This is a genomic window from Fictibacillus phosphorivorans (genome assembly GCF_001629705.1).
In the GTDB taxonomy this organism is placed as follows: Bacteria; Bacillota; Bacilli; order Bacillales; family Fictibacillaceae; genus Fictibacillus; species Fictibacillus phosphorivorans_A.
The window spans coordinates 2045164-2058941 of sequence record NZ_CP015378.1; the positions used below are offsets into that span (position 1 = coordinate 2045164).

14 protein-coding genes, 1 other RNA gene and 1 other annotated feature are annotated in these 13778 nt (G+C 36.6%); of the genes, 1 reads left to right on the top strand and 14 read right to left on the bottom strand.

Translation table 11 applies throughout. The annotated features are described in order from the left end of the window. Nucleotides 1–13 precede the first annotated feature (13 nt). The 12 genes from ABE65_RS10440 to ABE65_RS10495 all read right to left on the bottom strand — a co-directional run bounded on the left by ABE65_RS10440 (nt 14) and on the right by ABE65_RS10495 (nt 11428). Nucleotides 14–994 carry a hypothetical protein gene (locus ABE65_RS10440; protein ID WP_066394475.1) on the bottom strand — a complete coding sequence of 327 codons (981 nt, stop codon included), beginning with the start codon at nt 992–994 and terminating at the stop codon, nt 14–16. Nucleotides 995–1364: 370 nt separating this feature from the next. After that, nucleotides 1365–2156 (bottom strand): hypothetical protein, encoded by a 792-nt coding sequence (locus tag ABE65_RS10445; protein ID WP_066394476.1) that lies wholly within the window; start codon nt 2154–2156, stop codon nt 1365–1367. A gap of 99 nt (nt 2157–2255) precedes the next feature. Beyond that, nucleotides 2256–2504, bottom strand: coding sequence for an NUMOD4 domain-containing protein (locus tag ABE65_RS22420; protein ID WP_066394477.1), 249 nt, complete (start codon nt 2502–2504; stop codon nt 2256–2258). Between the two features lie 18 nt (nt 2505–2522). Continuing rightward, the gene (locus ABE65_RS10455; RefSeq protein WP_066394479.1) at nt 2523–2792 is read right to left on the bottom strand and encodes a hypothetical protein; all 270 of its coding nucleotides are present in this window, start codon (nt 2790–2792) and stop codon (nt 2523–2525) included. A gap of 16 nt (nt 2793–2808) precedes the next feature. Beyond that, nucleotides 2809–3075: a sunset domain-containing protein gene (locus tag ABE65_RS10460; RefSeq protein WP_066394481.1), complete on the bottom strand. Its 267-nt coding sequence runs from the start codon at nt 3073–3075 to the stop codon at nt 2809–2811. A gap of 660 nt (nt 3076–3735) precedes the next feature. After that, entirely contained in the window at nt 3736–4656 is a 921-nt protein-coding gene (locus ABE65_RS10465) for a tyrosine-type recombinase/integrase (RefSeq protein WP_066394482.1), read from the bottom strand. 110 nt (nt 4657–4766) lie between these two features. Continuing rightward, nucleotides 4767–5912 carry a THUMP domain-containing class I SAM-dependent RNA methyltransferase gene (locus tag ABE65_RS10470; protein ID WP_066394483.1) on the bottom strand — a complete coding sequence of 382 codons (1146 nt, stop codon included), beginning with the start codon at nt 5910–5912 and terminating at the stop codon, nt 4767–4769. Between the two features lie 133 nt (nt 5913–6045). Beyond that, nucleotides 6046–6455: RNase P RNA component class B (rnpB, locus tag ABE65_RS10475), an RNA gene on the bottom strand. A 75-nt stretch (nt 6456–6530) separates the two neighbouring features. Beyond that, entirely contained in the window at nt 6531–6845 is a 315-nt protein-coding gene (gene gpsB / locus ABE65_RS10480; protein WP_066394488.1) for a cell division regulator GpsB, read from the bottom strand. Nucleotides 6846–6926: 81 nt separating this feature from the next. Further along, nucleotides 6927–7487, bottom strand: coding sequence for an SLOG family protein (locus tag ABE65_RS10485; RefSeq protein ID WP_066394489.1), 561 nt, complete (start codon nt 7485–7487; stop codon nt 6927–6929). A 409-nt stretch (nt 7488–7896) separates the two neighbouring features. Continuing rightward, complete coding sequence (locus ABE65_RS10490; protein WP_066394490.1) at nt 7897–9162, bottom strand: ribonuclease H-like domain-containing protein; 1266 nt, start codon at nt 9160–9162, stop codon at nt 7897–7899. Then, a complete protein-coding gene (locus ABE65_RS10495; protein WP_066394492.1) occupies nt 9152–11428 on the bottom strand; it encodes a DEAD/DEAH box helicase in 2277 nt (758 codons plus the stop codon). Before ABE65_RS10495 ends, ABE65_RS10490 begins: the two co-directional genes overlap by 11 nt. 373 nt (nt 11429–11801) lie before the next feature. On the opposite strand from ABE65_RS10495, the gene ABE65_RS10500 reads away from it, so the two are divergent. After that, on the top strand, nt 11802–12173 hold the full coding sequence (locus ABE65_RS10500) for a cyclic-phosphate processing receiver domain-containing protein (RefSeq protein WP_066394495.1): 372 nt from the start codon (nt 11802–11804) through the stop codon (nt 12171–12173). 50 nt (nt 12174–12223) lie between these two features. Here ABE65_RS10500 and ABE65_RS10505 read toward each other — a convergent pair whose 3' ends face one another. Next, nucleotides 12224–13027 carry a PP2C family serine/threonine-protein phosphatase gene (locus tag ABE65_RS10505; RefSeq protein WP_066394497.1) on the bottom strand — a complete coding sequence of 268 codons (804 nt, stop codon included), beginning with the start codon at nt 13025–13027 and terminating at the stop codon, nt 12224–12226. After that, nucleotides 13014–13475: an HIT family protein gene (locus ABE65_RS10510; protein WP_066394499.1), complete on the bottom strand. Its 462-nt coding sequence runs from the start codon at nt 13473–13475 to the stop codon at nt 13014–13016. The genes ABE65_RS10505 and ABE65_RS10510 overlap by 14 nt, the downstream gene beginning before the upstream one ends. A 44-nt stretch (nt 13476–13519) precedes the next feature. Then, nucleotides 13520–13738, bottom strand: a binding site (T-box leader). Nucleotides 13739–13778 lie beyond the last annotated feature (40 nt).

Sequence of the window (13778 nt, forward strand, 5' to 3'; positions counted from 1 at the left end):
ATTCGATTATGTATTAAAATGGTAGTTGTTCTATGGGTATGTTAACTGCTTCAGTCGCTTCCCATTTCTTAATTTCCTCTTCCTTTTCAAACTTCAGCTTTAACAAGTATTCTTTCCGTGGCATTACTTTAATTTTTTTATATGTGGTAAGTTCGTCAAAAAACAATTCAGAGTCATTAGTTATGTAAGTGTTAGCTTTTCGTTTTTCCTTAATTAACCCTAATGCAAAGAAATCCTGATTGTGCATACATTGGATCATCTTATACCCTTTCAGTAAGTGAAGATAATTCTTCAATGTCCTTATATTCAATCCTGTTTCTAAAGCTAAGTTCTCGATTGATACATCATATCCACCTTCAAATATCTGATTCTTGTATTGAAGGTAAGAGTACAAATAAAATGCTTCGCAGCCTAATTTTTCATTACTCATACAGAATAGGAACACCTCAAATGGAATTAAGGTCGTATTATCAATAAAATAAAACGTTCCATCTTCATCATTGTCATCAAATCTGTAGAAAGCCTTCACTGGGAATTTAATCGTATATTTACGGCTACTCCGATTCTTTACGTATTTCTGCATTTCTACATCAAGATCACTAAGCATTGAAAACTCTAGGTAACCATCTTCAAACATTGCGCTTATTGGATAATCCTTAACTGTAGATAAATATCCCATTTCCTCTAGGACACCATTCTTCTTAATTAGATAATCTAATCCTTTAGTCATCTGGTTGTATCCTAAAATCTCTTTCATACTTATTGTTCCTTCTTTTGTACTGCTTGTGGCTTCTATTATTCCATTATGTTTCGCATATCTATAAAGCCATGTTGCAAGATAGATATAACAATAAGAAAAGGCCTTATGTGCTGGAGATTTGATGTCATTATTGTTTTTAAGGTCATCAAAAATCTCGTTCGGTATGTAAATCTTGCTTTCATAACCTGTATCCTCATCAAATTGCAGTAGCTTTATCAATTCTTCACGTTGCAATTACGTTTCACCTACCTTTCAACTCTAGATAAAATTAGGGATTTAAACTGTATTTCTTTTCCATTTACCTACTACTTTTATACACACTTTTGAATAATTTGCTTATATTCCATCTGTTCCATTACTCCCAACTCCTTCCTTTTCTATCTATTCTTAATATATAACGACTTTTCGAATAAGTATACGATTATAGAGAAGAACTTTAATACTATAAATACAGTATTTATATAGGGTAAAGGTATATATAATTTAGTTCTAATGACCTTTTTATTAATATTTATTCATTTTTATTGCATATTGTCGATAGATGTCGAAAACTTTTTAAGCAAATAAAAAACCACTCATTAATCTGAGTGGTTTTAAAGTAGTTTTAATTAAAAATAAACAGCATGGTAGCAATAACATTGATCAATCTAATAAAATCAATTTTTGTCCATTTAGAAGGATCGTCTCTTCCGTGTAATATCCAATTCCGATTAATTACTGGTAGTCTATGTTGATCGAAGTCTCTAGTTTTAAACAGGCTGTTTTTGAAGTATTTATATAGAGAAAAACCAGCTATAGCAGTAAATTTTTCTTCGTCTGTAAGAACTGTCTTTTTAAAGTCTTCAACAAGTCTTCCTCCGACCATCCCACTCTTTGAATAAAAACTTACCTGTCCCTCAATTACTGTGATTAAAGTAGGAATTGTTGTTTTATATTGATTATTTTCATAAAGTTGGAAGCACTCTTCTAGTAGCATTCGCCATTTTCTTTCAACTTTTTTTATTAAAGTATCTTTTACTTTTTTATAGTGTTCTTGGTCATTGTAATTATAATAATCTAAGAAATATTGGTCTACATCTTTTGGTTTCATTTTTAATAACTCTTCATTAAGATATAATTTCATGTACATCTCACCTGTTAGTGTCCATCCGTAACGGGAATTACTGTTTGTGATTATTTTAATACGGTCATAATTAATTTCTGGTAAATTAAACTTCGGCAATTTAATTTCGGGTATTTCGATTTTAGGTATCTCGATAGTGGGAATTTCTAATTTAGGGATTTCTTTAAGAAATTTCAAATTATTATTTTCATAAGGATTTGTCGCTTTCATTAATTGTTCCATCTGTCTCGTATGTGCATACAGCATATGTTGAATATTTTTGTAGATATCCATAGTCCACCTTCAACAACTTTTTATTAATATATTAGCTTTATTCCAGTTTTTAAAATAATTTATTACCTAGTTAATAGTCTGTACGACTAAACTTACAAATTATTTTAGACCTTTATATTGACTCTCATTGTAATATTTACCAAATTCCCTATGCCAAAGTTCAAAAGTATTGTAGAGCTTTCTTTCTCCATTTTTTATCAGATGAACATACTTATACCCATATTCGTTACCTTTACTGTGACGAGCTCTATTAGTGCGTTTAATAATTATTCTTCCTGTACTTGTGATATCATATTGTTCCTCATAACCAGTAATACTTCTTCTTATTTCCGACACTGACAGACACATACCTTTCTCTAATGATTCCTATATATTAAATTCTTTTCTTAGTTCATCAACAGCAGCCATAACGTTATCAAAATCACTTTTACCATCTTGATTCTTATCCGTTGTAATATTAGCAACTAAATGGTAATTTCTAACACCATTATATTCCATCATAATGTATATAGCAGGTCTAATATCCTTTCCTTTACCGTCCCAATCCATATAAGAGTATCCTACAATATAGTAAGTATTCTTTTTCCCATGATTGGCTTGGATCTTAATTTCTTTTACGGGTGTATAAACAGCCATAAAAACACTCCCCTTTTTAATACTCACTTGCTCTATAACCAGCTTCTTCTGCTTCCTCTTCTGTACAAAACCACTCTTCAGCATCTGTAACATCATAATACCTTCCACCTGGTACATGATAGATAAGCTCACCATTATAAGTAGTTTGATTTCCTTTTATTTCTGGATCTTCGCACGTTTCCTCACTACTTACTTTAGATGACTCTACTTCTACAAACTTACTGTAACAAAAGATTGCCAATACAACTGAAAATCCAATTACAAGCATTGATCTAATACTCATTAATCCCCCTACTTCCAATAGTTTCAATATAATACAATTATAGGATATACGACGTAATTTAGGTAACTTTTTTTATAAACTAAGCTTGACTTGATGATCTTGACCTTTTACTTTTGGTTGAGGGTATGGAAAACGGCTATGTGCAGTTGTTGCCTACTGTCAAAGACTAAAAAAAATCAATGACAATAGACAAGCGACACTTTTGTATATCAGGTTATAGTATCCGTATATCAGCCCCTATTTGTCGAGGATTTTTCATCCTAGCAAGCCTACTGCTTCAGATAGCCCTGGCAGTGGTATGTGGCTTGTCTCGCGAGTATATCTACTCCTATCCTTCCACTCCTAACCGTTAATGGTCGTTAACACCATTCAGAAAGCATACAGAAATAGGGTGCTGTATATTCGCTTTCCTAGACTTAGTTATTGCATCGCTTAAGTCATAAGCTTTCAAGGTTTGATTTACTTGCTATTAGTCGGCTCTCCAGCAAGGAAATACCAGAATGAGTACATACTTTAATAAGCCTACTTGATAAACGATTTAAAAAAGTTTAAAATAGGGTTTAACTGGTACTTCGTATTCAGTTGTCTGTATTCGACAAAATACATTTATTGGAGTAAAGACTGTTCCCGCAGCTTTACTCCTTTTTTCTTTTTTTACTTCTAGACATCAATAGAATTTAACGGATTATATTTATCATTTTGTTCTTTTAGTGCTGTCCCCCACAGATTTACGTATTTTTGAGTCATTTGGATATTTTCGTGTCTAAGTAGCTTTGATAACGAAAAGACGTCCATACCCCCTTTAAGAGCTCTAGAGGCAAAGGTGTGACGCAAAGTGTGAGCACTAAGTCTAACTCCAGTGAAACTCATTGCTTTTTTCAAGGTTTTGAAGAAATAAGTAATTGCTTCCTCAGTTATTTGTTTGTTATCTCCTGTAGGAAAAACATAAACTGGATCTTCACCGATAAACTCCCTCAAAAAGACTCTGTATTCTGCAAGTTCTTTTTTTAACTTTATTGTGAAGGGGATGCTACTCACTTGTCGTTTTTTACCGTATAGACTTATTACTTGATTCTCAAAATCTACATCTGACCATTTCAAATTTGGAATCTCACCTCTACGGCAGCCTGTAGACAGAAGAAAAACAAAGAGCTGACGATTACGGTATGCTGCGAATGAATTTCCCCTGTAATTGAATCGTCTTAGGTGGTTTAGGATCTGTTTGATTTGTTCATCTGATAAAACCTCAATCCTAACCTCTTCCTTTACAGATTTAAGCTTCTTTGCCGGATTTCTTTTTTCATCAATGATTTCTTCGTCGACTAAAAAGTTAAAGAAAACCTTAAATATTCTTGTTTTCCCATTAAGTGAAGTTGGTTTGTTTTTTAATTCCTTCTTACAATACTGTAAGTATTCTTTGAGTACCGAAGTAGTAACATCTTCTATATTGATTATTGATTTACCAACACACCAATCTTTAAAAAGTATTAGACCAGTCTTATACATTTTAATTGTGTAAACAGAAAGATTTCGGTATTCTCGGTCGGCTACAAATTCTTCAATCGCATATTTAAGCAACAAAAAAACCCACACCATTCCTCTAAATTTTCATTAGAAAAATAATGTGGGTTACTAACATAATTTCGTAGGTGTAAGATCACCAAAGTATTTTTTATCCCTAAAACCCTTTATTACTGGTGCTGTCTAGGTGGACGTTTTCCAAAGTATTGATAATAGTCGGTCTTCAGATCACCGTTATAAAGCTTTCGTTTTTTTGTTGCTGAACGGCCATAATATTCTTCAAATTTTTCATTTGAAGTAATTACGTATACACTCCATGTATCATACGGTTTCATCGCCATACCTAGGTCACGATACATCTGTGCTACTTCTTCTCTCTCACCTAGTCGCTCTCCGTAAGGCGGGTTTGTAACAAGACATCCGTAATCTTTTCTGGTCGTAAAATCTCGTACTTGCATCTGTTTAAACGTGATAAAGTCTTCGAATCCTGCTTCGTTTGCATTGTTCTTAGATAGTTCGATCATCTTATGATCAATATCAGATCCTTGAATCTCAAGAGGCAGATCGTATTTCGCAACATCTTGAGCTTCTCCAACTGCCTCATACCAGACCTTTTTATCGATCCAGTTCCATTTTTCTGAAGCAAATTCACGATTTAGTCCTGGTGCGATGTTTTGTCCAATCATAGCAGCTTCGATCGGCAATGTACCTGATCCACAGAAAGGATCTGCGAAAGGCTTATCAGGTGTCCAATTTGTAAGCATAATTAGGGCCGCGGCCATCGTTTCTTTAATCGGCGCACCTGAATGCAACTCACGGTATCCACGCTTGTGTAGACCTGTACCACTCGTATCTAGCGTTAATGTCGCAATATCTTTATGAATCGCAACCTCGATACGATACAATGCGCCGTCCTCAGGAAACCACGTTTTACGGTTATACGCTGTTTTTAAATTATCAACTACTGCTTTCTTAACGATAGCTTGGCAGTCAGATACAGAAAATAGCTTTGATTTTACAGATCGGCCGATTACAGGGAATTCCCCATCTTCAGGTATAAAATCAGCCCACGGAAGTGCTTTCGTCTGCTCGAAAAGTTCATCGAACGTCTCCACTTTAAACTCACCGACCACTAATTTTACGCGATCTGCCGTTCTTAGCCATAAGTTAGCTTTGACTAACGTCTTCTCATCACCATCAAAATAGACTTTACCGTTTTCAACTTTCACATTTTCAAAACCTAGCGCGCGAACTTCATTGGCTACTAGTGCTTCTAATCCCATAGCGGCTGTCGCCAACAGTCGTAATTGTGTCATAATATGAACTCCTTAATTTCATCGATTCTTATAATAATAAGTATACCCTTATTTTGCGGCACTTTTTTATGTAAATAGAAAAAGCCCCGGTAAACGGGGCCCTCATTCAGCTTTAATTTAGGTACCAATAACGTTCTGTAAGCCATGTTCTGTTCCTTAGTACTACAAGCGGCTGGTAGCCTCGTACACCGGTGGTAATCATCTATCTACAAAAAGCCTTGGCTTCTTGTTCTCCCAATCGTTCAATTCCGAAATGGGAAACTCCCCTACCATAATTTGGGTTTCTCGCTCGTGGGGTTTACCGCGTTCCACTCCCTTTGTTTCCATCGGGACTACGTCACTGTGGCACTTTCAAGGTATTAACACCATATCCATAGGACTTAGGTGCGTTCCCTGCCGTTAGTCCAGTAAGCTTTATTCAAGCAAACCAATCTACCCTGGCTTATTTTTTGGCCAGGCACGATCATTACGGTCATCTCAGATCCGTGCGAGCATGGACTTTCCTCTAAACCTGAAAATCAGATCCAGCGATTACCCGAACGCTATTGATTTAAGTTTTAAAAGCAAGATTCATTATAGCATGCTGAATGTAGAAAAACAAATGGATAATTACTGGAATCAATCGTACAGTTTACTGCCAAAAACATGTTTTTCCAAGTTAGACAAACGCTGAAGAATATCGGAGTTCGTCGTGCTTGAAGTTACTGCAGACATTCTGCGTGTTTGCTGATGATCAGTAGAACTTTGAGCTTCTTTACGCAGTCGATTATTTTCTTGTACAACTGCATCATACTCTTTTTGAAAATTTTCATAATCCTTAATAATAAGATCTAAAAATTTGTCTACTTCGTCTTGATCATAGCCACGAAAGCCTTGTTTAAAGTCTTTTTCCAAAATTTCTTTCGCCGTTAAATGAAAACGCTGTTCACTCATGTGAATCACCTCACACAAAGATTCTAAAATTATTTTTTCACTACCTGACCTAAATGTCAATTTTTTTCGACTTTAGTTCATTTATTCGTTACGATTGTATTGTTCCTCTTGTACAAGAACATCCAAGTCATAAGGAGTAATATAAAATATTTCGTACGAATTGTCCATTTCCTGCTTTTGTTTGGCTGCATCCAAATAATACTTCGGCGAACCATCTTTTTCTTCGTCGTAAAGAAGCAAGACGGCATCGCTTTTTTGTACAAGAAACTGATTTTTAACTCGAAGCTGCCCTGGCGATTCATAAGGCTTACGGCTAACTGAATCAACAAAATCTGCTCCCGCTAAAATTTCATGATATTTTTCCTGCACATTTTCCTTCCACCGTGATTCTTGTTCTAAAAACGGCGTAAGGACAGCTAGTTTTAAATCAGGAAATTCTGGTTGTAGTTCAAATACCACTTCTGCCGCCCACATCTCTACACCTGGCTGCCCACTAATGATGACCCATTCTAAACCTTCATCTAGAAGTGAGACTAACTTTTGAGCAATTGCTTTCTTGATGTAGTATACCCCTTCGTGTTTATCACTAAATATACCAAGTTCATGAGCTTTATAGCCACTAACAAGCAGTGTTTGAAGCATGAGAAAACCTCCTATTAATGAAAAACACCCGGCTCTGTTAGTAGCCGGGGCTTCATTAAAAGTTTTGTGTTGTGTGACTGATTTGATTGCCAATCATTACTGTTAACCCGACGATTACAAAAAATAGAACAACAATCCACTGCTTCACTTACCATCTCTCCATAGCTTAAAATATATATTTCCCTATTCAACATTTCGGTTATTGCGCGAAAACAATCGAACGCTCTAGAACTTTGACGAAAACTCAGTAGAAATATGTGGTTTCATGGCGTTTTTTGCGCTTACCCGGGCAATAAAAATGGGGGGAATTTATTTTCTTAAGAACATTTTTATGTCCTCTTATATTCTACAAAAAACAAAGCCGATTGAGAAGAGATATTTTGCAAGAATTCATAAATTTGACGAATTTTTACGAATATTGGATAACTCGTTGTTCTAATCGTTCGATTCTTTTCGCAAACGCTTGTTTTTCTTGTTCTTCTTTTCTTTTTGTTAACCTTTTTTTACCCTTCCACCTGGAATTAGCCATTACTGCAAAGTGAAGAGCTTTTTCATAATCTTTTTGAATGTGCTCATAATACTTAGAAAGTTCTATAGCCGGTTCTTCATCTAGGTCATTCTCATCAATCAACTCTAGCCAATATCGAACAGAAACCTCTAATCCATCAGATTTTTTATATAGTGCGGCTAAAGATTTTTTGGATGGAGATGTAAGTGAAGTTCCAGTTTGCAGAACTTCCTGATAAAGAGAAATGGCATGTTCTCTTTGGTTTAATGCTTCAAACCATCTTGCTGTTTCATAAGTCTCTCTTTCTGTTCGAAAACCATTACCAGTCACAATCCCCGACATGTGTGTATAAAGAGTGATGAGTGAAAGAACATCCCACTCATTATGTTGAAAAACACCTTCTAATAGAGATGGATCTCCTTCATTGCAATATTGAAAATAAAGCATCGGCGCAAGATAACCTGGTGTATCATGGATTCGATTGACACCTAACATCTCTTTTTCAACAACAGAGAGCTTTACAGCTGGCAACGTATCTTTCCACAATCTTCTCGCTCCGTGCAGCAGATCAAAGTGACCAAACTCTGGCAATGAAGGTACAAAATCACGAATTAACGTGTGCCGAGTTTTCACTTGCGGCCAATCAAACGATTTACCATTGTACGTTACTAAGTTTCGAAGTTCCTTCACATGATTTAAAAAATAATGATATAGAGCCACTTCAGATCCGGGTCCTGGTAAGAAGAATTGGTGTACTAATACGTGATCTTCCTTGATCTGGCTCATTCCAAGCATAAAAATGGTATTTCCTGCTCCGCCACTGAGACCTGTAGTCTCTGTATCAAAGAACAATAAATCAGAAGCGTCAAGGTCCTTAACGTGTAGTGGGTGATCAGCATCAACATCTTGCCATTGCGATACAGCTTTCAAAACATCTGAAAATTGATAACGTCCCCATTGTGTATCAAGAGGGTATCTTACTTTTCGAACAATACAATAATCATCCTCGAAGAAATAAGCTGAAGCTCCAAACTTTTTCCAATAGTCCTCATGTTGAATTTTTTCAGAAGAAGAATTCTCAAAATGGGGGTTACTTTCAACAGCTATCTCAGGAACTGGATTGACCATATGCTTTTTTAGTCGATTCAGTTTATTTTTAATCGACATGTTTTGTCGCCCCTTTGATTTGAGAAATCAATTTTATTGATAGATCTTTGCTGTTATTTCCTTCTTCTAATGTTCCCGTACAAGAAGGACAGCCACTTTCGCAAGGACATCTTTGAATCATAGAAAGCGCCTGATCTAGAACCGTATCCCAAGAGCCGTATACCTTTTCACTAAGCCCTATTCCACCTGGATATCGGTCGTAAATAAAGATCGTAGGCTGTTGGTTATGAACCGCTTTGACTTGAGGGACAACGTGAAGATCGTTTGCATCACACATCACGAATAAAGGCGCAACATGTCTTAGAACGTGTGCGATCCCAAGAAGACCTGCTTCAAGTTTTTCTTCACTTAACTCATTATTTTCAAAAGTAAGCCAAGTCGCTGAAGTGTGCAGCTCCTCTTCAGGTAGATGGATGGGACCTGAGCCTATATTGTCATGTGTTTCAAATTTGATCTTTTTAAAGATGGTTGCCTTTGCGACTACCATCACATCACCATATGCTTTTGCATTCTGTTCATGTGATGTTTCTTTATCCACTTCTAGTACATTTAATGAAACAGCGAGGTTTGCGTCTGTAAAATAATCCACATCCACTTCACGAACGAACGCTTTCTTTTCTTCGTAATCGAGCTTCTCAACCTGATATTGCGTACCTTGATGAAGATAGATCGCTTCTTCATGAAGAAGTGTCATTGAGCTAAAACGATCCATCTCACCGATCACTTTTACATCTGCCACATTAGATTGATCGATAATCACAACATTTTCTTGTGAAGCAGAACGAAGTGAAATGTTATGCGCAGGAAAAGAATCGTTCATCCAGTAGAAATGCTTTCCTCTTTTGTGAAGCACTTGTTCATCCACTAAAAATTCTAAAACATCTTGTATCTCTTGATCACCAAATTTTTCATTCTCTTGAAACGGCAGTTCATATGATGCGCATTTCAGATGATCTACTAAAATAATCAGATTATCCGGATTCATCCGAGCAGACTCGGGGGAACGTTCAAAGAAATAGTCTGGATTCTGAATCACGTATTGGTCAAGTGGTGAAGAGGAAGCTACCAAGATCACAACACTCTCATCTTGTCTGCGTCCCGCTCGCCCAGCCTGTTGCCAGGCACTTGCGATTGATCCTGGATAACCTGTCAGAATACAAGCATGAAGCTGACCAATATCTACTCCTAATTCTAAGGCGTTCGTCGAGACAACGCCCATGATGTCTCCGTTACGAAGTCCTTTTTCAATTGCACGGCGCTGTTTGGGAAGATATCCTCCTCTATACCCTTGGATGGATTTTGTGCCAAACTCCTTTTTTACAAGTTCTTGCAAATAGGTAAGCAATATTTCCACTCGTACACGACTGCGTGCGAATACGATCGTTTGAATGTGATTTTCCAAAAATAGTTTTGCTAGGTTTCTCGCTTCAAGCGTAGCGCTTCGCCTTACATTCAACGGTTTATTGACAACTGGCGGATTATAGAAGAGAAAATGCTTACGACCTGCTGGTGCTCCATTGTTATTGATAAGTGTCATGAGATTGCCGGTGAGTTGCTCAGCCAGCTCTTTAGGATTGGCAATAGTGGCTGATGTGCAGATGAAGATAGGATCACTGCCATAAAAATTGCAGATTCTCTTTAAACGGCGGATGACATTTGCCACATGACTTCCGAAAACACCTCGGTATGTATGGAGCTCATCTACCACCACATATTTCAAATTTTCAAACAGCGATACCCATTTTGTATGATGTGGAAGAACAGCAGCATGAAGCATATCTGGATTTGTCATAACGATGTTTCCAGCTTTTCTAACGACTTGTCTAATATTTGCTGGTGTATCCCCATCATACGTATAGCTTTTTATATCCAATCCCATCTCATCGATCAGTTCGTTCATCTCTGACTTCTGATCTTGTGCGAGTGCTTTTGTTGGGAATAAATACAGAGCTCTTGCTTCCGGATTATTAGCGACCTCTTGAAGAACAGGAAGGTTGTAACAAAGTGTTTTTCCAGACGCTGTAGGTGTAACAGCTACAAAACTTTCACCGCGTAAAGCTGCTTCGTACGCTGATAACTGGTGAATATATAAGGAAGAAATCCCTCTTTTTAAAAGAGTGGATTGAATTGTTGGATGTAAAGAGTCAGGAAGTGGCACAGAAACTGCCTCTCTTGGCTCAATGGTTTTCCAATGGACAATTTGATTAGCTAGATCTGGCTCTCGCAAAACGTCCATAACTTGCTGGATAGATTTTTTTTGAAACATGATAACCACCTCGTTTCTATTTTAACGAATATTTGTTCGTAAATAAACAAGGACTTAAACTTTATGTTCAAGCCCTGATTGATTTTTTTCGCCAAAATCATACAGTGTTAAATTTTATTTCTTAATTTTTGATAAAAATCATACTTATCTTGAAGGAAAAAGGAAAATGATGAAGAATTTAAAGTTTAATATTTAATTCACTGAAATAATTGTCTTTGTTTTATTCTAATTATGGAAGGAGTAAACGATATTCACTCTAACATCCTCTTAAAAAACATACCTTGGATTAATGTGTTATAATTAGTATATTAAAATAACTTAGGGCTATAGACTTTTCTTAGTCACCCTCCGTTAAGGAAGGGAGAGCAAGAAAATGAAAAAGATCAGTGTATTTATGGATGATTATCGTAGTCCCCCAGATGGATATGTCTTTGTAGAAACGATTGATGAATGTATGGATCTTCTGAGGAACCATTCAATTGAACATTTATCATTAGACCATGATTTATATAGCAGAACAAGAAATGGTCTTATGCTCGTAAAAATGATGATCAACGAAAAATTATTTGCCAATCGGATAACCATCCATTCTGCAAACTCTGTTGGTGGCAAGAACATGTACAATTGCCTGAAACAAGCTCAAAAAGACTTAATCATGCCTCACACTATCATTGTTTCCTTACGTCCACTTCCACTTAAATATATCCCGCCACGCGTGCTTCAGCATTATAGTGATATCAAATAATAGATCCCATTCAAAATAATTTATAAAGAAATGAGTAGGAGGAAGCAGCTTTACAGATCACTTGGCAAACTAGCTGTTTCCTCTATTTCAATAGACCAGGCGATAAGTGTCGTGCTATCTCTTACTCCATTTCTTTTTATTTCATCCAAAAGAAATGAAACGCCATCATCCAAACCAATATCGCTTAATACGTTTTGAATTTCTGCTGCATCTTCAAATGGAACACCAGGACATTCTGTCAGACCATCAGTTGTCATAAAAATATGGTTAAGTCCTTTTCTCATCTCTTTCTTCCCCGTACTATAACAAGGTACCGGAAGCTCAAATGTGTTCACTTCACCAACCCATTCATAAAAACTTCGCTGAACAAGTTGTCTTTCACCTAATGCTATTAGTTCAGGATGGAAAAGATGAAGAATACAATCTCCCACTGAAAACCACCATACATACTTTTCTTTTCGTACAACGATTAAACAAGCTGTTTCACCCGTTGTGTTGCGGCATGATTCCATAAAATCAGGATCTTGGAAGATATCCAGGATAAGATGATCTAATTTCTTTAATGCGGGACCTGCGGATTCTGAGAGTACACGCTTGATTTCGTTTTCATTCCTTAAAAATTGTTTGATAACAAGTTTAACACTCTGTGCTGTCTTATGCCCATCTAAAATCATTGTAAATTCCCAGTTTTCAGCTTGGTTCACCCATACTAAACACCCATCTTCATTTTTATATGACCCTGCTTCAGAATTACCTCCCAATCTACCTACTGTCACATTTTGTACTCGTGTAACATCTATTTCATCAACAAATGTATGATCGCTTCCAACCCAGATCAATTTAGAATTCTTCATGTACATTCTCCTCCAAATAATTCCTTACTCGTTCGCAAACTTTGATAATATCTTCATTCATTCCAAACGGAGCATCCACCCAACTATAGACTTCATTTGGGCCCCAATATTCTTCTGGTGTATTGGGATAACGAGGAACGATGTGCATATGCAGGTGAGCAACAGAATTACCTGACACGAGTGCATAAATGTGCTCTGCATGTTCTGTTTCTTTCACAGCACGGCTTACTCGAGCCATGATCTGACCGAATGCATTTGCTTCTTCAATGGTCAGATCACCAAGACCGAGTGCGTGTCGCTTGAGATCGATCATGATATGTCCAAGGTAAGACGGACGATCGCCTTTATCGATATGCCCCACGTAAACAAGTTCATTCTCAAATATTTTCACGCCTGCTGTGTCAATAACCCCATTATGTTTATCGCAAATAAAACAACCGTCACTCACTTTTCATCTCTCCCCTTTTTAAACAAAAAAACCCATCATCTCTATAAAGAGACGATAGGTTGTGCCTAACGTGGTACCACTCTTCTTCGTTCGCAAAAATTCGCGCAAACCTAAAGAACCTGATTACGGTGGTTAACCGTACAGACTTCTTTCAATCTGTCCACTCAAAGGTGAGTTCAGGTTTCATGCTGACTGCATCTCACCCTTTCTGCAGCTCTCTAAACAACATTAAAATCCTTACTACTCCTAATCATCATGTTTAAACGATGGAAAACTTTAACTAATAATAAGATGATTAGAAAT

Bases quoted from the DNA above. Each gene is read 5' to 3' on its own strand.
- ABE65_RS10445 (WP_066394476.1), bottom strand. From the start codon at position 2,156: ATGGATATCTACAAAAATATTCAACATATGCTGTATGCACATACGAGA.
- ABE65_RS22420 (WP_066394477.1), bottom strand. From the start codon at position 2,504: ATGTGTCTGTCAGTGTCGGAAATAAGAAGAAGTATTACTGGTTATGAG.
- ABE65_RS10455 (WP_066394479.1), bottom strand. From the start codon at position 2,792: ATGGCTGTTTATACACCCGTAAAAGAAATTAAGATCCAAGCCAATCAT.
- ABE65_RS10460 (WP_066394481.1), bottom strand. From the start codon at position 3,075: ATGAGTATTAGATCAATGCTTGTAATTGGATTTTCAGTTGTATTGGCA.
- ABE65_RS10470 (WP_066394483.1), bottom strand. From the start codon at position 5,912: ATGACACAATTACGACTGTTGGCGACAGCCGCTATGGGATTAGAAGCA.
- gpsB (WP_066394488.1), bottom strand. From the start codon at position 6,845: ATGAGTGAACAGCGTTTTCATTTAACGGCGAAAGAAATTTTGGAAAAA.
- ABE65_RS10485 (WP_066394489.1), bottom strand. From the start codon at position 7,487: ATGCTTCAAACACTGCTTGTTAGTGGCTATAAAGCTCATGAACTTGGT.
- ABE65_RS10490 (WP_066394490.1), bottom strand. From the start codon at position 9,162: ATGTCGATTAAAAATAAACTGAATCGACTAAAAAAGCATATGGTCAAT.
- ABE65_RS10495 (WP_066394492.1), bottom strand. From the start codon at position 11,428: ATGTTTCAAAAAAAATCTATCCAGCAAGTTATGGACGTTTTGCGAGAG.
- ABE65_RS10500 (WP_066394495.1), top strand. From the start codon at position 11,802: ATGAAAAAGATCAGTGTATTTATGGATGATTATCGTAGTCCCCCAGAT.
- ABE65_RS10505 (WP_066394497.1), bottom strand. From the start codon at position 13,027: ATGAAGAATTCTAAATTGATCTGGGTTGGAAGCGATCATACATTTGTT.